This window comes from Methanobrevibacter sp. (genome assembly GCF_017539065.1).
In the GTDB taxonomy this organism is placed as follows: domain Archaea; phylum Methanobacteriota; class Methanobacteria; order Methanobacteriales; family Methanobacteriaceae; genus Methanocatella.
Genome location: NZ_JAFYHP010000009.1, coordinates 73,126 through 92,111, shown reverse-complemented (window position 1 = coordinate 92,111; position 18,986 = coordinate 73,126). Strand labels below are relative to the sequence as shown.

Genomic DNA, 18,986 nt, shown 5'->3' with positions numbered 1-18,986 from the left:
TATAATATTAAAGGCAATTATGAAGAAATTATTAAACCCAATGATAAACAAAATACCTCAAATAGGATTGATTTTCATTTTTCTATTAATCCAGGTTTACTGTGATTTGACCTTACCACAATACACCGCAGATATTGTAAATATAGGCATACAAAACACAGATTTCCAGTTTATCATAGATACCGGATTAATAATGCTTTTGATGGTTGCAATCTCAGCATTTGCAACAGTTGGTGTGTCTTTTTTTGCAAGCAGGGTAGCATCCGGTTACGCTAAAGATTTAAGGAAAATCATTTATGAAAAAGTCTTGAAATTTTCAAACCATGAATTGAATGAGATTTCACGCTCTTCCTTAATCACAAGAACAACAAACGACGTCAATCAGATTCAAGGGGTTCTAGGATTTATTTTCACAACCCTCATATTTGCTCCGCTTTTGGGAATCGGAAGTATCATCAAGGTATTTGAACTTCAGACAAACCTGTCATGGATTATCTTAGTGAATTTCATTGTCATCATTATTCTTTTGGTAATCGTTATGGTCAAGGTCATTCCTTATTTCAAAATCATACAGGAAATAATGGACAGCATAAATAAAACAGCAAGGGAGATTCTGATTGGAATTCCAGTAATCAAGGCTTTTGTCAGACAGGATTTTGAAGAGAAAAAATTCCAAAAGGTGAACAAGGACTTTTACGATGTCAATATCCATGTATTTAAGACCATGCTGGTCATGCTTCCATTGATAACATTAATGATGAATCTGATGGTTGTCTTGATTCTTTACTTTGGTGCGTATGATGCCATAAACAATGGAGTTCTGACCGGAGACATAATAGCATTTATCCAATATGCAACAATGCTTGTCACTTCATTTCTAATGATTGGGGGCTTTTTCATCATGCTTCCAAGAATTCTTGTTTCCGGAAGGCGTATCAGTGAAGTGCTGAACACCAAACTTACAATAACCGACGGCGAACTTACAGAGATTTCACAAAATCCTACAATCGAATTTAAAAATGTTTCATACAGATATCCCGGAAGTGAAAAGGAAACATTGAAAGACATTAATTTCAGCTTAAAACCTGGAAAGACCACTGCAATCATTGGCGGAACCGGCAGCGGCAAATCAACCATTCTTAATTTGATACCCCGTCTTCAGGACCCAAGTTCCGGTGAAATACTGATTGATGGAATAAACATTAAAGATTATAATTTGAAAAGTTTAAGAGATAAAATTAGTTTTACTCCTCAAAAAGCCATTCTATTCCAGGGAGACGTTAAATCAAACATGCAAATTGGAAAAAATGATGCAAGTGATGATGAAATTAGAAAAGCGTTGAAACTTGCACAAGTTGATTTTGTGGAAAACCTCGCTGAAGAGGTAACGCAGGGGGGATCTAATTTTTCAGGAGGTCAAAAGCAACGCTTATCAATAGCAAGAGCAATTATAAACCGCCATGAGTTCTATCTGTTTGATGATTGTTTTTCAGCACTTGACATGAATACCGAAAGGAAAATAAAAGATAATCTAAAAGATTTGAAGGATTCCTCAATCTTAATCGTATCACAAAGAATTTCAACAATCATGGATGCGGATGAAATCCTTGTCATTGACAACGGTGAGATTGTCGATAGAGGAACACACAATAAGCTTTTAGAAAGTTGTGATATATATCAAGAAATAGCAAAAATACAAATAGATTATATGGAGGCATTATCATGAGTCCACGACCTCTTAAACGACAACCTCCAGAAAAACCTGTCAATAATAAGAAGGCAATAATGAATATTCTCACACTTCTGAAAGACCATAAATTTAGATTAACATTGACTATAATCAGTGCAGTGATTTCAACTGCATTTACTATTATCGCTCCATTGCTGATTGGCCAGGCCACAACCCTAATCTATGATGGGACAAACAAGTTAATCCACCACACAGGTTCAATTGACTTTAACAGCCTGACCCACATCTTAATAATCGTAGCAATTTTATATGTTGTCAGCTCATTATTTTCATACCTGCAAAGCATCTTTTTGGTTGAAGTTACAACTAAAATCAGCTATGACTTAAGAGAAAGATTAATAGATAAAATCCTACATTTACCAATGGAAAAAGTTGAAGAGAATAAAAGAGGGGACATATTGTCCAGAGTGACAAACGATGTGGATTCCCTTCAAAATGGTATTACACAGTCATTTATCCAATTGACCACTGCAATAATTACCCTCATCGGAGTATTTATCATGATGCTGTCCATAAACGTATGGATGACATTGGCAACTATCATTCTTGTTCCGATAGCATTTTTACTCATGAGATTCATGACCAGATACTCACAGAAATATTTCTTAAGGCAATTGGAGTACAAAGGCTCGCTCAATGGCCAAGTTGAGGAAACATTCACAGGCCATGACATAATCAGGGCATTCAACCAGGAAGAAATCTCCATGGACAAATTTGAAAGTGACAATGAAAAATGGTTTTCTCATGAATGGAAATCACAATTCTATTCCAGCTTAAATGGTCCTTTAATGAACTTCATTTCAAACTTCACTTATGTTGTGGTTGCAGTTTTAGGTGCGGTATTCGTACTGCAGAAAGCGATTGCAGTCGGAGACATCCTGGCATTCTTCCAATATACCCAAAGCTTCAACAGACCTATTCAGCAGATTACACGTGTAATGAATCAGATCCAAACCGCAATGGCTGCCAGCGAACGTATCTTTGAATTCTTAGAACTTGAAGATGAGGAAAACCTATCAGATAAAGAGCTTAATGAAATCAAAGAGGGAATAACCTTTGAAAACGTGAGCTTTTCATATACTCCTAATGAAAAAATAATCAAGGATTTATCATTTGACGTGAAAAAAGGTGAAAAGGTAGCTATTGTAGGCGAAACCGGGGCTGGAAAGACCACAATCGTCAAATTACTTATGAGATTTTATGATATCAATTCCGGTTCGATAAAAATTGATGGTGTAGATATTGAAAAATACGATAAAAACAGCTTAAGATCCCATATCGGAATGGTACTTCAGGATTCCTGGCTATTTTCAGATACAATTTCCAATAATATTCGTTACGGCAATTTAGATGCTGCTGACGACGAGGTTATTGATGCGGCAAGCCAAGTCTATGCAGACAATTTCATAAGGCAATTATCCGACGGTTACGAAAGCGAATTAAACGAAGATACAGATAATATTTCACATGGCCAAAAACAATTATTAACCATTGCCAGAACAATCTTATCTAAAAAGGAAGTTTTAATTCTAGACGAAGCAACTTCAAGTGTTGATACCCGAACTGAAAAGTTAATTCAAAAGGCTATGGATAAATTAATGGAAAATAAAACTAGTTTTATCATTGCTCATAGACTATCTACCATTAGAAATGCCGATAACATCATTGTCATTGAAGATGGTGAGATAATAGAACAGGGCACTCACGACGAGCTTTTAAAACTTAATGGATATTATTACAATACCCTAAAAGCTCAATCAAAAGAATAAAAATATAAAAAAATAAGGTTAAAATAACCTTATTGTAATACAAATCCGCCGTTAGGTGAAATAACTTGACCGGTTAAATAATCTGCTGTTAAGATGTATTCTAAAGCACCAGCGATTTCTTCAACTTCCCCAATGTGTCCTAATGGAATTGTTGCTGCAAGTGCATTCAATTCATCTTGGTTTACACCACGTAACATGTCAGTCATAATCATACCCGGTGCAATTGAGTTTACTCTTACTTTTCTTGGTGCAAATTCTAAAGCTAATGCACGGCACAATCCGATTACACCAGTTTTAGCAGCACAGTAATCAGCCTGGTTGATTACACCTGTAAGACCTCCTACTGATGCGGTACATACGATTGCAGTATCACGGTCTACCATGTAAGGTAAAGCCAAGTGACACATGTGCATCATACTTACGAGGTTTGTGTTAATAACGGCTTCATATTGTTCCGGTTGTAAGTCAATGAAGTTGGAATTGTTTGTGATTCCAGCGTTGTTTACTAAAGCATCGATTTCCTCACCGAATTCTTCAACAGCTGCTTCAACTAATTTTTTACAATCTTCAAACTTACTTACATCTGCTTGAACTGCAATAGCTTCAACACCATATTCTGATTTAAGTTCTTCAACTAAATCTTCGGTTAATTGTTTGGACGAGTCACTTCTGTAGTTGATAGCTACATTGTAACCAAGTTCACCTAATTTTAAAGCCATTGCTTTTCCAATTCCTCTGGATCCTCCAGTAATTATTGCATTTTTTGCCATTTTTTCACCTCTAAAATATTTTTTAGATAGTACTATATCTACAAAAAAACGTTGATAAATCTTTTCTTATCAATGAAAAAAAAGAAAAAAAGAAAGTGAATTATATTCACTTTTTGTTAATGCATTCATCCCAAAGCCTTTTAGATTCATCATCTAAAGAGTGAATTGAATCTGCTTTTTTAAATTCATCAGCGGCCTTTTGGAAATCGTCAAAATCAAAATAAGTATATGCTTTCCCTTTAATCGCTTCAAATGAATTTTCATCATCTTTTAAAATAGAATCATAGACATTAATTGCATCATCATAATCCTTATTTAATCGATTAACATTAGCGATTGCCAATTTTGCATCAACATAATCTTCATTCAATGCTAAACAGCTAATGAACTCTTCAATTGCTTCACAATACTCTTCTAAATTAACCAAAGCGAGGCCTTTTAGATAATAAGCTTCATAATTGGAAGGATTAACTTCAATTGCCTTGTCACAAAGGGTTATAACACTAGCATTTGTCTTATATATGTCAACTAATTCATTGGAATCCATTCGATCCAGTCTTCTTCTTGCTCTCCTAACATAATCAAGATCTCTGTTTAATGCTTTTTTAGCATTGATTGAATATTCTTTTAAAAACTCAGGGATATCATCTGCATCGATTAAATCAGATTTAATGCCAGATAAACCGTCTGAAATATCTGAAATTTGATCTAAAGCATTTTCACCAAATTCTTCAAGAATCTTTTCATCAATTCCTTGAATATCTAATTCTTCTAAAATTTCTTTACTTTCGCTACGGATAAAATCTATTCCGTCGGATATTTGTTGGAGCAAAGTAGATTCGAAATGTACTTTATCTCCTTTTCTTCTATTTACTTTAATGTCATCCCAATCATCAGTCATTTCAATCACCTAATGATAAACTATTAAAAGTATAATATTAAAAATATACTTGATTCCTTAAAAAGGTTGTGGTATTATCAAGTCATATTACGAATGTGGAGCCTGCATATTAAGACAAGTGAAAGAAGTCATTGATTTATCCTGCTCAAATGAAGATTTAAAGTTTGAATTGATGCAGGACTGCATGATGCATATGGCAGATAACTTCAACAAAGATTCACAACCGAATAAATTGGCAACAGAAGTCAATCAATACATCAAACAAGAAACTGGATGTAGGGATGCCTATTTTAAACAAAAGGAAATCAGCAATGAAATTGCATTATCCCTAATACCAAATGTCCATGAGATTCTAAAGACAAACAACAGCCTGGAAACATACGTCAAGCTGGCAATTGTCGGAAATATCCTTGACTTTGGAGCCTATGACATCACCACTGATTTTGAAGGGTTGATTTGCAAAAATCTGAATAAAAATTTGAGCATTAATGACATTGAAGAATTCAAAAAGGCATTGAAACATCATAGCGAAGTCCTATATCTGGTTGACAATTCCGGTGAAATCGTATTTGACAGATTATTAATTGAAAAGATAAAAGAATATGATGTCGATGTAGTCGTTGCCGTTAAAAGCAGCCCAATTGTAAATGATGCATGTGAAAAGGAAGCTATTGATGCTGGATTGGATGAATTTGCCGAAATTACAACTCTCGGATGCGATTCGGGAGGAATTGTTCAAGAGATGTTTTCGGATGACTTCAGAAAACTATTTGATGAAAGCAAATTGATAGTTTCGAAGGGAATGGCAAACTATGAAGGCCTCACAGAAATGAATCTAGGTAACAAAGACGTTTTTGCGCTGCTTTGCAGCAAATGCAACCCCATCTCTAAAAATTTAGGTGTTGATATCACATCGTTAGTGCTTAAGAAATTATAACTCAAGCTCTTTTTTGAATTTCATGCCGAAAATCCAAATGGAAATGAGACCGAATATTTTCCAAAATGTTATTCAAAAACACTGCAAAAAAAGTTAATAGCCATTTCTCTGATTTCCCGTTATAGAACCGATATTGTCATCTGCTGAATTCACATCAAAAAATTGTAAAAATTCTCCGACTTTAAAGCCAGAGAAATTAAAATCTAATCGCTTCTGACGATTTTCAAGGATACATATTCATCTTTGCACATGTCGGGAAGATTTCTGATGGTTTCCCTGTTTTTCTGCTTAACTTTTCTGTTAAGGTTATCCCATTCTACAAAATTCCTGCTGGAAATCTCATTCAGGTTGAGCTTAAGCTTATACCATCCTTCATGCACCCTTTTAGCAAAGTATTCAATTTCATCATAATCAAAACTTTCAACAGGTTCTCCAATATCATCAATCGGAACAAACTCATAACCCTTTTCCTTCAATAGCTTAACCAAATGGGTAGCCTGTCTTAAATTACAGAACTGAATATGAGTATTCAATGCCCTGAATTCCTTTTCACCACTGGAATTGCTGTCAAGCTTACCGTATTCATAGAACTGGTTCATTTTATAGGTAAGTGCCCTGAGCCTGCTTCTGATGATTTTCAAACCAATATTGTCCAAAAGCTTAGGAATATTCTTGATGGCATCTTCATCATACTTGCGTGTTTGTGGAGAAAGCTTTTCCCATTCAACCAAATCTTCACTGATTTTCATTTCACGGTTTGTTTTTTTACCGCAAATCCAACCTTTACCAAATCTTTCAGTACACCATTCGTCATGTTCAAAGATTGATAAGTCTTCAACATCCTTTTCATTGAATTTGAGAATCCTGATAAGCTTGCCTGACTCTTCAACAATCTCTTCAGTGACGTCTTTATCGCCGCCATAATTCTCATTGATGATTTGATTGAGTTTAGTGTCAAAATCAGTTGGATCAGCCATTTCCTCTTCGGTCTTATGGGCAATTTCACATCCTATCATCGCCAGTTTTTTAGGAATGGATTTCGCTTGGCGAACATTGGACATCTTCAAATCTGAACTCAAGTCATCAAATTCCACCACTTCCTCATCGGAAGTTCGCCTGTACTGCTCATGAATCTCGCGGGCCAATTTCTCGATATTTCTCATAAGAACATCTGGAGTTTGAATATCTGACATTAAAATATCCCTTTGGACATTATCCAATTCGACCTTAGGCAAAATGGATAATTTAGCAGGGAATATTTTTCTAACGTCAAGAACTTTGTTGATGAATTCGTCTTTCATCTCTTCAAAGCCAAGACCCATGGACCCATTCTTCAGAATGTACCTTACAATGATTTTTTCCTCATCTATTTCAACATCAAAGTCATTAACATGATTTTTCTGCTTATCCAAAACACCATAAGGGCGCCTATTCCACTCCTGAAGTTCATCACAGAAAATCAGCAAATATGAAATAGGGGAATCACTCGGATCCAATTTTCCAAGACCGAACAGCTCGCTCTGCAATGTCTTATTATAATAATTGTGCAATAGAATTGCTGTTGCACTATCTACAATCGGATAAAAGAAGAAATCCTTGTCCTTTTCGACATACTTCTGAATCAGCTTACCATATGAGTTCAAGACAAGAATTGCTGAGAAGTATCCATGGTCTATAAAGCCTTTCTTGTTCATATACTTGACAAAACCACTTAAATGTCTTATCAACTCTTTAAATTGGGCATCATCAAAATCAAAATCCATGGCAATTTTATGGGCCATGATGTCAGTAGGTTTGAATAAATCCAGAACTTTTGTTGAATAATACCTTTCCCTAAACTTATCTGCATAGTCATAAGGAGCTATCTTTACAATAGCGTTGAATTCATTGAAGTCTCTGAAATCTAAGTTAGCACCGACATCGTAATTGACAGAAATAGACTTAACTCCATCTTCAATAACCTTATCAATCTGCTTTCCGATTATTTCAAATGGATAACCGATATCGTGGAAAAGTGCTGCAACACCCCAACGGTATAAAAATTCCTCATGAGAAAATTCTCCATCGGGAGTTTTATAATATTTCTTATAATAAGAATTGTCCAGAATATAATCCCTAAATATCTCCCTATAATTTACATTTTGAGTATAAATTGCCAAACCTAATATGAACACATTGACTGAGTGTATGAAATGATCCCTTTGCCTGTTGATTAAATCTCCAGTATTTTCTTCATATTTCTGCATTATTTTAACCAAATCAAGAAGGGTGTTCGGTTCGCTTATGATGCTGTTTGGGCTATTTTCATCGACTTCGCTTTTGTCTTCGGGAGTAATTTGATAAATCATTAAGAAGTTCTCATAAACCTCATAAGCAGTATATGGAGATTCATATTCTAGAAAAACATCGATTGTAGCTTTCAATAGGCCTTTATAGTTATGATTAATTCCGGAACTTAATGATTTGGAATCGTCATACATTGTAAGCATATCAAAAAACTTATCAATATATTTATGCAAATTTGATTTTTCAGGACTTATATTCGGATTGATAGTTTCTTCTGTCATTTTTTCACCATATCAGTTTTTAACAATTTTTAAATCGACATTCTTACACAATTGCGGAAGGTTCCTAAATGTTCTCATATTTGAGTCTTTCTTTGAAATGTCTAAATGGTCCCAGTCCACTAGATTAGGATTGAGTTTTTGCTCATCATCACGAGCAGGACCATATCTCCAACCTACGTTAACTTTAAGCTTATACCAGGCATTATGTTCCCGTTTGGCTAAATATTCAAGTGAATCATTGTCAAATGAATCAACAGCTTCGCCGGGACTCTCACTGTCCACCACATCATATCCGAGTTCATTCAATATTTTAACTAGGAAATCAGCCTGTTTGTAATTGGAATATTTGATGTAATCCGGCAAATCTTCAAAGTCCTGTGTTCCTTCCTCGTTTGACTGATAGAACTTATGCATTTCAATAGTCAGCATTCTGACCTTGGTCTTAACGATTTTCAAGCCAATTGATTCTACAAGGGAAGGTATGTTCTTAACCGGATCGATGTCATATTGCTGAATTTCAGGGGTCAGCTCATCCCATGGGACAAGATAGTTATGTATCAATTTAGAATCATCCCTAACTTCGCCATAAGTCCATCCTGTACCAATCTTTTCATCACACCATTCATCATGTTCCAGAATGGCCAAATCAAGGATTTCTTCATCGGAAAACTCAGTAATGGCCTCACGCTTGTCAGACAGATTGGCAAGTTCACAGCCGATTACATTCAATTTCCTTGGAATTGACCTTGCCTGCCTGATATTGGCGATTTTAAGTTGTGCGGACAGCTCATCAAATTCCTTCAGGTTTTCATATTTTTCCTTAAGGTCTTCGTCAAGCTCGCCTTTAGCCTTTTTATCCTCATACTGGGCTTTTGTAGTTTCCATATATTGCTGATTGATTTGGATTGCCAGTTTCTCAACGTTTCTAAGCAAAGTACTTGGAGCCTGAATCTCTGACCTTACAATTTCTCTCATAATGTTATTGTCCTGTTGAACATCAGTGAAAACCATCAAACCCCTTTTGAATATGCTTGGAATAGATAAGACATTTTTAAGCAATTCCTCCTTATCTTCTGAAAAGCCAAGGCCCATTGAACCGCTTTTTACAATATAATCAACTTCCAGTCGGGTATCATCAATTATCAAATTCAAATCGTTGACATGACTTCTCTTTTTATCCATAATACCGAATGGCTGCCTGTTCCATTCCTGAAGTTCATCACATAAAATCAATAGATATGCCAGCGGACTGTCTTTTGGATTTAATCCGGATAACTTAAACGGTTCCTTCTGCAGCACATTTCTGTAATAGTTATGAAGCAGGATTGCAGTGGCACTATCCACTATTGGATAAAAGAAGAAATCATGGTTTTTTGCATATTTTTGTATCAAGTATCCATATGAATTCAAAACCAGAATTGATGAAAAAAATCCATGGTCAATGAAGCCATTATCGCCCATTATATTCACAAAACCATCCAAGTGTTTTGCCACCTTGTTGACATCAACATTAGGAAAATCCGTAGCAATTTTTTGGGCCATAATATCTGTCGGCTTGAACAGGTTCAGGAATTTTGCTTTGGGATAGTTTTTAGTGAATTCATCGGCGAAGTTAGGATCCATCTTTATAATGGTGTTAAATTCGTTGAAATCCTTAAAGTCGATTGCTGTATCTGCTGCATAAGAACTTGAAATGGATTTCACTCCGTCGTTCATGAATTTGTTCAATTGCTTTCCGATGATTTCAACGGGATAACCTACATCATGGAACAGTGCCGCCACTCCCCATCGATATAGGAACTCTTCATCGGACAGTTTTCCATCAATCCTATAAAACTTTTCATAGGGACTATGAATTACATAAGCTTCAAATGCATCACGATAATTCTTGTTTTGGGAATATATTGCTAAACCTAACAGGAATACATTGACTGAGTGGATAAAGTGGTCCCTTTGCTTTTCAATCAAATCTCCGGTATTTTCTTCATATTTTTTCATTATCTTGACTAGATCAAGAAGAGTGTTAGGTTCGTTTACGATGCTTGTATCAGTTACCTTTTCAGATTTATTCTCAGATGTGATTTGATAAATCATGAAAAAGGTTTGATATACCTCATATGCATTGTATGCATTTTCATTTTCTAAAAATACGTCAATGCCTGCCTTTAAAAGCCCTTTATAATGATGATTATTATATTTATCATCATATAACTCCAGATTATTGAAAAATTCATCGATGTATTTTCCCAAATTATTATCACTCATATGGAACACCTTTATATATATTTTAATTTATTAAGATATTAAAAAGTATCACATTTAAAGCAAATTGGACTGCAAAAAAGAAAAAGATAAAATGATTAAATTTTAGCCAGCACTTGTCGACATCAGTGAAAATGCCCTCACTATCTTCAAGGTGAAACAGAGGAACAGTGAACTTAGATAAAATTTTTGCAGATTAATCAAAAATAGAGAAACTTATATTCAATTCAAAAGCCGAACAAATCCTGTGCATCCAGCATCACATCTACAATAAGAACATCGAACGGACATCTAGGTTCACAATCGCCACATGCAATACATGAAGTTGCATTGAATTTTAAATTGTTGTAATGTTCCTGTACACTAGGCGGAACCTCATCATGGTTTTTGGCCAAATCAAACAATTTGTTTACCATAGCTATGTCAATTCCGGAAGAACACGGTGCACAATGCCCACAATAGACGCATTGCCCTTCAAACGAATGTTTTGGAGCATCCTTTAAAACTTTCGCATAATCCTTTTCAGCATCAGTTGCCCCGCAATACTTTAAAGATTCCATGAGCTCATCAACTGTCTTCACTCCAACGAATATGCTTGAAACACCCTTTTGCTCCAATGCGTAATGGATACATTGAACCGGAGTCAGTGCCACGCCAAAGGGTGAAGTCTCATCAGAAAGCAGATTGCCTCCTGCAAACCCTTTCATTACCGTCAGTGCTGTGCCGTTTTTCTCGCATAATTCATAGAGTTCTGCTCTTTGCGGATTCAAACTGGAAAACTCGCCGTCAAATGCATCCTCCTTCCTATACTCTTCAATATCAGACATTGGCCCAAACATGTCGAATGCCGGGTTGATTGAAAACATCAAAAGTTCGATTTCGGGATTTTGGGCTGCAAGCATTCCAATGTCCGGATTATGTGTACTGAGTCCAATATGTGCTATTGTACCATCATCCTTTAATTTTCGAATATAATCGATGAAAGGGCCGTTCATTATCTCTTCATAATCCTCCAACAGGTCCACATAATGAATCATCCCAAAATCAAGGGTATCAATTTGGAACCTTTCCATGAAGTCCTCGAATGCAGGAATCACCTTATCCATTTCACGTGTTCTGACGTATTGATTGTTCTGCCAGGTTGAACCTATATGTCCCTGAATAACCCATTTTTCACGATTGGGCTTGATGGCTTTTCCCAAATGGGAACGAACATTGGGTTCGCTCATCCAACAGTCAACGAAGTTTATTCCATTTTCCTCACAAGCCCTGATTACAACTTCTACATCTTCATAAGGTCTTTCAACCAAAAATTGAGCACCTAAAGCAATTTCAGACACTTCAATTCCGGTGTTTCCTAGCGTCCTATATTCCATCTTATTTCCCTCTAAATTATTATATGATTTAAGAAATTTTTAAAAGTTACTAAGTTAAAAGATAATATTAGGTAGAAATGTACACTAAGGAATTTATTTTAGAAGAAGTCAATGCAATCCGAGAAGAAATCGGTCATGAAAAAGTAAACATTTTCATTGAAGAGATTTACTTTGAGAACAATGAGTTATGGATTATCACTGAAGACCGTCCCGATAAGTCAGCCATCATTGGAAAAGGAGGATGGGTCGTAGGCAAGCTCAGAGAGAAGTTAGGTCTTGAAAGCATACATGTGGAATCCTATGGGGACTTTCTGAACAAAGAGTACAAATTAAAATTATCTAAAAAAACCGTGCATAACTTAGGATTGGATTTTACCGGCATTAAAAACCTGGAAAAAGCAATTGACGACAAATTAGACAACATTTACAGTTTTAATTTTGAAAATTACTTTAATGAAAATGAATTTGAGGAATCTGAAAATACTGAAGCTGTCGTTGCGTTGTCAGGTGGTGTCGACAGTAGCTTTTCACTTATTTTAGCTAAAAAGCTTGGATTCAATCCAGTTGCGGTAACCGTTGATCCAGGAACCATAATCCTTCCCAACCAATTCAAGCAGAACATTGAGACATTGACCGAATCGTTAGATGTTTCCCATGAATACATTGAAGCCGACTACACTGATGTCATTCAGGAATCCTTTACAGGCAAGCTCCATCCATGCGGAAGATGTTCCAGCAACACTGGTGATTTGGTAAAGCAATATGCAAAAGATAACGAAATACCGATAATTGTCTTTGGTGATATGCTTGCAACTGGTAGCCAATGCATAAATTTACAGGATGATTCATTATATCGCTTGAACCTCCCAGCAAGTTTAAGTGTTGGCAAGCAAGAGATAAAATCCTTAATCGTTAACTATGATTTAAAGACATTCAAAGGATTCGGCTGTCCGCTTCTTTATGAAGTGCATAAAAAATTCCCACATATGAAGAAATTTTCAATACAAAGGATACTTAGGGAAACCCGATCAAGTGCACTTGAACCCGGTGAAGCACTTGACCTAATATGGAGTTTTTATAAAATCTAATTCTAAAAAAAGAAGATTTTTTTATGTGATATTAATAGAAGCTGAGCAAACCTATCAAATAGGTTTTTCTATAAATACCACCTAAAAATCTTGCTTCTATAATCAAAGATTATATTCGCAATAATATTTTGTTTTTTAAAGTATTTAAAGTTTAGGTATACCTAAATAATTTTAAAATTAAAAAAATATAAGGAATGATTAAATTCCTTTTTTCTCAAACTCTTCATTCAAGAAATCTTTAATATTGTCGCGTGCAATTTCCACCATTTCAGGAGCAGGACCTCCCGGAACAGCTCTGATTCTGACATTTTCACGAGGATTCAATGCCTTTTGGATTAAATCGTCTGCTAAGTTTAGCTCATCGAAGCCCAATTCAACTGCAATGTCATCAATGAATTTGGAAGTGATGTCTTCCTCAGCCATATCCTTTGCACTGGCCTCATTGACTATTCTTCCAACGATTTTATGAGCGGTTCTGAATGGAATTTGTTTTTCGCGAACCATTATGTCCGCCAAATCTGTTGCGGTAGCAAAGTTCTTGCCTGCAAGCTCTGCACATCTGTCCACTTTAAATTCAACGGAAAGCAGCATTTTAGTTACGATGGACAATGTATCCTGAGTAACCTTTATGGAATTCCATAAATGAGGAGTGATTTCCTGTAAATCCCTATTGTATGTATAGGCAATAGCTTTTAGGATTGTTAAGATTGTCACCAGTTCCCCATTGACAATAGCGCATTTGCCTCTTGCAAGTTCTGCAACATCAGGATTTTTCTTTTGAGGCATGATAGAAGAGGTTGATGAATATTCATCAGCCATTTCGATAACACCGAACTCGTAAGTACTCCATAAGACCAGCTCTTCACAGATTTTAGATAATGTAGTGCAGAGTGAAACTAAATCAAAAACCGCTTCAGCAATGAAATCCCTTGCTGAAACTCCATCCATAGAGTTTTCAAGATATGCGTCAAAACCAAGCAAATCAGTAGTTAATTGCCTGTTAATTGGAAAACTTGTAGTGGCCATAGCTGCTGAGCCTAACGGGTTTAAGTTAACACGTTTATAGGTGTCTTCTAAACGTTCATAGTCTCTTTTGAGAGCCTGTACATGGGCCATTAAGTGATGAGCTATAGTAATCGGTTGAGCATGTTGTAAATGTGTAAAACCAATGAAAACATCTTCCAGATGTTCTCCGGCCATTTCAACTAAACCTTCCATAAACTCTAAGATTCCAATTTGAATTTCTGTAATTTTCTCTCTTAAAACTAATCTAACATCGCAAGCTACCTGGTCATTACGTGATTTTGCAGTGTGCATAAAACCCGCTTCAGGACCAATTTTAGAAGTAACATAATTTTCAATAGCCATATGAACATCTTCAACAGAAGGATCAAATACTAATGCTTCGTAACCTTCCTCTTTAAGATTATCAAGAGCGCATAAAATTTTATCAGCAATTTCTTCATCAATGATTCCTTCATGTTTTAACATTGAAGTATGTGCAAAATTAGTTTTAATATCAGCTTCAAAAAGAAGTTTATCCGCTTCTAGTGATGAAGTATAAATAGCAGCTTCATCTGTCATTCCAGTCTTAAAACGACCATTTCTAATATTATCCAAATGAATCCCTTCTAAAAACTAATTTAAAATAAAAATAATAAAAAAAGAAATAAAGATTTAAAAAAATCTATTTTTTCATTTCAGTGTATCCGCATTTACCACAAGCAACTCTGTCACCATGGTCAGCCATGAATACACCTTCACCGCAACGAGGACAAATTTGGTTTTTTCTTACAATTTTGTCTCCATCTACTTCATATAAATCAGATTTTCTAACCATCCAAATCACCTATTCTTCTGCTTCAGCATCTTCTTCTGCTTCTTCAGCAGGTTCTTCATTTTTAGCAATTACATGTTTAGCTTCAATGTATTCTAAATCATCTACAGTATCGTAAACTTTAGCATAACCTAATGCTTTTGGTTCACCATAGTGAGGTTGTACATTGTCAACAACAAGTAATTCTTTTTTAGTATTTAACAAAGCAACTAATTTAGATTTGATATCTAATACTTTAGGAGTTGCTTCTCCATCATAATCAACATAAAATTTGATTTCTTTTCTATTAAATAATTTATTTTCTTTTTCTTCAATAAATTCGATTTCCATGATAAAACCTCATTTAATTTATTTCAATAAATCCGTCAATAAGCTTTTGAGCTTTATTTATTAAATCACGAGCTTTCAAAACTACTAATCCTTCATTAGGTTGACCATATAAAATGGTAGTTTCTGGATTTGCCATTAAGATGCAAGGAAGAACTGCAAGATCTTCTTCCCCTGCTACTTCAATTACATAACATTCGCCATTGTTAGATAATTCAAGAGCTTGGCCTATGGTTTCCCATAGATCATCTGTAATGTATCCGGCAGGATTATTCGCTTTTAATATATGATTCGCTCGTATAACATCATGAGCATGATTTTTTCTTTGAATTAAATTATCAATTATACCAATATTTGGATATAATTCATATTTTGTAAGATTGTCAAAAGTTGCATCACCAACAGAAATTAGAAACTCGGAAGATTTAATTACATCAATTGCATCTTCAAAGTTAGGATATAACTTGCCAAAAGGTTTTTTCAACTCAGCAATTAAATCCTTGTTTTCTGCATCTAATTGTAACACAATAACACCTATCTTACTCTTAAGCAATATTCTCCTGGAATTTCAATATTCAATTCACGAGCTATTCTGGACTCATCAGGATCAGTTATAATTAAAAGACCGCTCCAGTTGTCTGAAGTAGGATTTCCGCAACTAGGACAGTGATCTTTATTTGAAATCATTTTACAAACTGTACAAGCTTTCATTCTTAACCCTTCATACTTTTTTGTTTTGCTTCTTCAATCCATTCGAATCTACCTAAATTAGTTTGTCTCATAGTGAGAGGAATCTTGGAATTTCTATGATTTTCCATACTGTTAGTAGATTCATCTTTAATAGAAACACTAACTGCCCTAGCTCTTACTAAGTCACCAACATCTAAAGTTTTACTAGATTCTTTTGCGATTAAAGCTTGTCTTTTAGCATCATAATTTATATAATCATCAGTTACTTGTGAAACATGGATTAAACCATCCATAGCTCCAATTCTCACAAAAGCACCGTAATCAGCAATATCTATAATTTCACCATTAAAGATCTCATGTTGTTCTGGTTTAAAGAAAATAGCGTTGAAAGTAACTTTATGATATGAAGCACCATCACCCATAATAAGTTTTCCTTCACCAATATCTTCAATTTCATTAACACAAATGAGTAAACCAAGTTTTTTGTCTAAACGACCTTCATAAGTTTCATTTAAGGTTTTAATTGCAACTTCTTCGAGAGGATCTTCAAATCTGTAAGGTGGTATTCTTACAATGTCCTCAATTTTTGTTTTATAATACAAAATAATCCCTCATTTTTTTTAATAAGTTTAATTAATATTATATTTTACCTTCAACAGCAATATATTTTTTTTGTCTTAGATATACTATTGTTATCCCTTTATTTTTTGCACGATTTTTTAACTCTATATCATTTGTAGCTAAAACTTCTGAAACTCTCAGTAACGCATCATCCACAGTTTCATTTTCCAGTAATGAAATATCCTTTATTTCAACTTTTGAAGAATTAGCTAATTTCAAGGCCAAATTTGCATTTAACCTTACTTTTCCTTTAGAATTTCTTTTCAAACCCTTCAATTCATTGATAACAAAGCTTGGAGTAGTTAATTTATAAGAAGGTAATAAATTTTCAAGTTCAGTGATAATGTCCACATTGAACTGAAAAGGAACCATAAAAAAATTGGTATCTATTACAACTTCTTTAGAGTCCATTATTTTTTCCCTCTATTTTATAATACCGTAACCGATTAATCTCCAACGAGCACCTACTCTACGACTTAAAGCGACTCTATCTCCCGGACTAGCACATACCGGTAATTTAAGAGTTACGTCAACATCATTTTTCTTAGCTGATGTAACAATACCAATAGTGGTTGTAGTTCCACAATTAATCATTAAAGGCTCTTTAATTTTAATTGGAGCAACATCACGTTCCTCTTTAGTTCCTACAACACGGTCAAGTAAATTTGCTTCCATGGAAAAAGCATCTAAGACATCCGGTAAAGTATCCTCTTCACCAGCGACAGTTCCGGATAATGAATCTGATTTAGTTAAAGACGGATCTAATTTGGTTGCAATACCGACAAGTCCTCCAGGACCAATTTCTTCAACTTGTTTACCATTAGCTTCAAGACCGATAATCTCTGACTTTAATGTTACCCTACTACCATTATTAGTAGGACCAGGTCTAATTTCAATAGTATCACCAAGTTTAAGGGTACCTTGGACTAATGTACCACCAATAACTCCTCCTTTAATTTTATCAGCACCAGAACCAGGTTTATTAATATCGAATGACCTAGCAACATGCATTAATGCAGAATTATCAACATTCCTTTCCGGAGGTTGAATTTGTTTAAGCATAGCTTCGATTAATATATCCATGTTAGCGCCTTGTTGAGCAGATACAGGTATTATTAAAGCATCTTCGGCACAAGTACCTTTAACAAATTCCTTTATTTCATTATAACTTTCAATAGCTCTTTCTTTTGAAACAATATCAATTTTATTTTGAACTACTATAACGTCTTTAACACCTATAACATCAAGTGCCATAAGGTGCTCTTTAGTTTGTGGTTGTGGACAAGACTCATTTGCAGCAATTACTAACACTGCACCATCCATAATTGCAGCACCAGATAACATAGTTGCCATAAGAGTTTCGTGACCTGGAGCATCAACAAAAGATACTTTTCTTATTAATTCAGTTTCACTCCCACAGATTTCACATTTTTCAGAAGTAGTGTAACATTCAGGTTCATCGCATTCAGGACATTTTCTAAATTCAATGTCAGCATAACCTAAACGGATTGAAATACCTCTTTTTGTTTCTTCACTGTGAGTGTCAGTCCATACACCTGATAATGCTTTAGTAAGAGTAGTCTTACCATGGTCTACGTGACCAACTAAACCTATGTTAACATCTGACTGTACGTTCACAGATAACCACCTTTTTTTATAATTTTAAAGTATAATTAAGAAAAAATAGTAAAACTATTCTTCCTCTTCTTCACCAGCACCAAGAATATCAGCTATTGATTTACTTCCAGCTTTAGTAACAATAGTATTGATTTGTACAATATCCTCAGCAATAGTGTTTCCTCTTACAGTTTTTCTTCTTTTAACACCATCAGCTTTAGGATGATAACCAGTACCACCAGTTAATAAACTTTTGATTCTTCTAGTACCTGAAACATCTTTTTTCATAGTGAAACCATTTTTATCACTACCGCCGGTAATTTTTAAAGTGTATCCATCTAAACCAACGATTCCACCATCAAATTCTTCACCGATGACTAATCCATTGAGAGATTTAGTATCTTCGACTTCCATTTGATAAGTTTCAGCTTTTTGAGATACAACAACTTTGAATGCCATGGTATTCCTCCTTGA

The 18,986-nt window shown here is 34.9% G+C and carries 18 protein-coding genes; 4 read left to right on the top strand and 14 right to left on the bottom strand.

The genetic code is table 11. The features are described 5' to 3' along the window. Positions 1-40: 40 nt before the first annotated feature. Both IKS50_RS01680 and IKS50_RS01675 read left to right on the top strand, forming a co-directional pair. Positions 41-1,726: an ABC transporter ATP-binding protein gene (locus IKS50_RS01680; RefSeq protein WP_292844328.1), complete on the top strand. Its 1,686-nt coding sequence runs from the start codon at positions 41-43 to the stop codon at positions 1,724-1,726. Further along, a complete protein-coding gene (locus tag IKS50_RS01675; protein WP_292844325.1) occupies positions 1,723-3,519 on the top strand; it encodes an ABC transporter ATP-binding protein in 1,797 nt (598 codons plus the stop codon). Before IKS50_RS01680 ends, IKS50_RS01675 begins: the two co-directional genes overlap by 4 nt. A gap of 29 nt (positions 3,520-3,548) precedes the next feature. Here IKS50_RS01675 and IKS50_RS01670 read toward each other — a convergent pair whose 3' ends face one another. Both IKS50_RS01670 and IKS50_RS01665 read right to left on the bottom strand, forming a co-directional pair. Continuing rightward, positions 3,549-4,289, bottom strand: a complete 741-nt coding sequence (locus tag IKS50_RS01670) for an SDR family NAD(P)-dependent oxidoreductase (protein ID WP_292844322.1) — start codon at positions 4,287-4,289, stop codon at positions 3,549-3,551. A 106-nt stretch (positions 4,290-4,395) separates the two neighbouring features. Next, on the bottom strand, positions 4,396-5,190 hold the full coding sequence (locus IKS50_RS01665; protein WP_292844318.1) for a tetratricopeptide repeat protein: 795 nt from the start codon (positions 5,188-5,190) through the stop codon (positions 4,396-4,398). A 73-nt stretch (positions 5,191-5,263) separates the two neighbouring features. Here IKS50_RS01665 and IKS50_RS01660 point away from each other — a divergent pair, with 73 nt between their 5' ends. Continuing rightward, on the top strand, positions 5,264-6,127 hold the full coding sequence (locus tag IKS50_RS01660; RefSeq protein ID WP_366664908.1) for an ARMT1-like domain-containing protein: 864 nt from the start codon (positions 5,264-5,266) through the stop codon (positions 6,125-6,127). Positions 6,128-6,330: 203 nt separating this feature from the next. On the opposite strand, the gene IKS50_RS01655 is transcribed toward IKS50_RS01660, so the two are convergent. The 3 genes from IKS50_RS01655 to IKS50_RS01645 form a co-directional block, all read right to left on the bottom strand. After that, the gene (locus tag IKS50_RS01655; protein ID WP_292844316.1) at positions 6,331-8,694 is read right to left on the bottom strand and encodes a RyR domain-containing protein; all 2,364 of its coding nucleotides are present in this window, start codon (positions 8,692-8,694) and stop codon (positions 6,331-6,333) included. Positions 8,695-8,706: 12 nt separating this feature from the next. After that, positions 8,707-10,959, bottom strand: a complete 2,253-nt coding sequence (locus IKS50_RS01650; protein WP_292844313.1) for a RyR domain-containing protein — start codon at positions 10,957-10,959, stop codon at positions 8,707-8,709. Positions 10,960-11,183: 224 nt separating this feature from the next. Next, positions 11,184-12,332: an aldo/keto reductase gene (locus IKS50_RS01645; RefSeq protein ID WP_292844311.1), complete on the bottom strand. Its 1,149-nt coding sequence runs from the start codon at positions 12,330-12,332 to the stop codon at positions 11,184-11,186. Positions 12,333-12,409: 77 nt separating this feature from the next. Here IKS50_RS01645 and IKS50_RS01640 point away from each other — a divergent pair, with 77 nt between their 5' ends. Continuing rightward, positions 12,410-13,420, top strand: coding sequence for an ATPase (locus IKS50_RS01640; protein ID WP_292844308.1), 1,011 nt, complete (start codon positions 12,410-12,412; stop codon positions 13,418-13,420). A 198-nt stretch (positions 13,421-13,618) separates the two neighbouring features. Here the strand turns inward: IKS50_RS01640 and argH are convergent, their stop codons facing one another. The 9 genes from argH to IKS50_RS01595 form a co-directional block, all read right to left on the bottom strand. Beyond that, entirely contained in the window at positions 13,619-15,040 is a 1,422-nt protein-coding gene (argH, locus tag IKS50_RS01635) for an argininosuccinate lyase (protein ID WP_292844305.1), read from the bottom strand. A 67-nt stretch (positions 15,041-15,107) separates the two neighbouring features. Then, the gene (locus tag IKS50_RS01630; RefSeq protein WP_067042875.1) at positions 15,108-15,260 is read right to left on the bottom strand and encodes a 30S ribosomal protein S27ae; all 153 of its coding nucleotides are present in this window, start codon (positions 15,258-15,260) and stop codon (positions 15,108-15,110) included. A 9-nt stretch (positions 15,261-15,269) separates the two neighbouring features. Next, complete coding sequence (locus IKS50_RS01625) at positions 15,270-15,587, bottom strand: 30S ribosomal protein S24e (protein ID WP_292844302.1); 318 nt, start codon at positions 15,585-15,587, stop codon at positions 15,270-15,272. Positions 15,588-15,600: 13 nt separating this feature from the next. Then, positions 15,601-16,110, bottom strand: a complete 510-nt coding sequence (locus IKS50_RS01620; protein ID WP_292844451.1) for a GTP-dependent dephospho-CoA kinase family protein — start codon at positions 16,108-16,110, stop codon at positions 15,601-15,603. Between the two features lie 8 nt (positions 16,111-16,118). Then, complete coding sequence (gene spt4 / locus IKS50_RS01615; RefSeq protein WP_292844299.1) at positions 16,119-16,295, bottom strand: transcription elongation factor subunit Spt4; 177 nt, start codon at positions 16,293-16,295, stop codon at positions 16,119-16,121. A 2-nt stretch (positions 16,296-16,297) separates the two neighbouring features. Next, a complete protein-coding gene (locus tag IKS50_RS01610; RefSeq protein WP_292844296.1) occupies positions 16,298-16,876 on the bottom strand; it encodes a DNA-directed RNA polymerase in 579 nt (192 codons plus the stop codon). Between the two features lie 37 nt (positions 16,877-16,913). Continuing rightward, a complete protein-coding gene (locus IKS50_RS01605; RefSeq protein ID WP_292844293.1) occupies positions 16,914-17,306 on the bottom strand; it encodes a PIN domain-containing protein in 393 nt (130 codons plus the stop codon). A 12-nt stretch (positions 17,307-17,318) separates the two neighbouring features. Continuing rightward, positions 17,319-18,533: a translation initiation factor IF-2 subunit gamma gene (locus tag IKS50_RS01600; RefSeq protein ID WP_292844290.1), complete on the bottom strand. Its 1,215-nt coding sequence runs from the start codon at positions 18,531-18,533 to the stop codon at positions 17,319-17,321. Positions 18,534-18,587: 54 nt separating this feature from the next. Then, entirely contained in the window at positions 18,588-18,971 is a 384-nt protein-coding gene (locus IKS50_RS01595) for a 30S ribosomal protein S6e (RefSeq protein ID WP_292844287.1), read from the bottom strand. Positions 18,972-18,986: the final 15 nt, after the last annotated feature.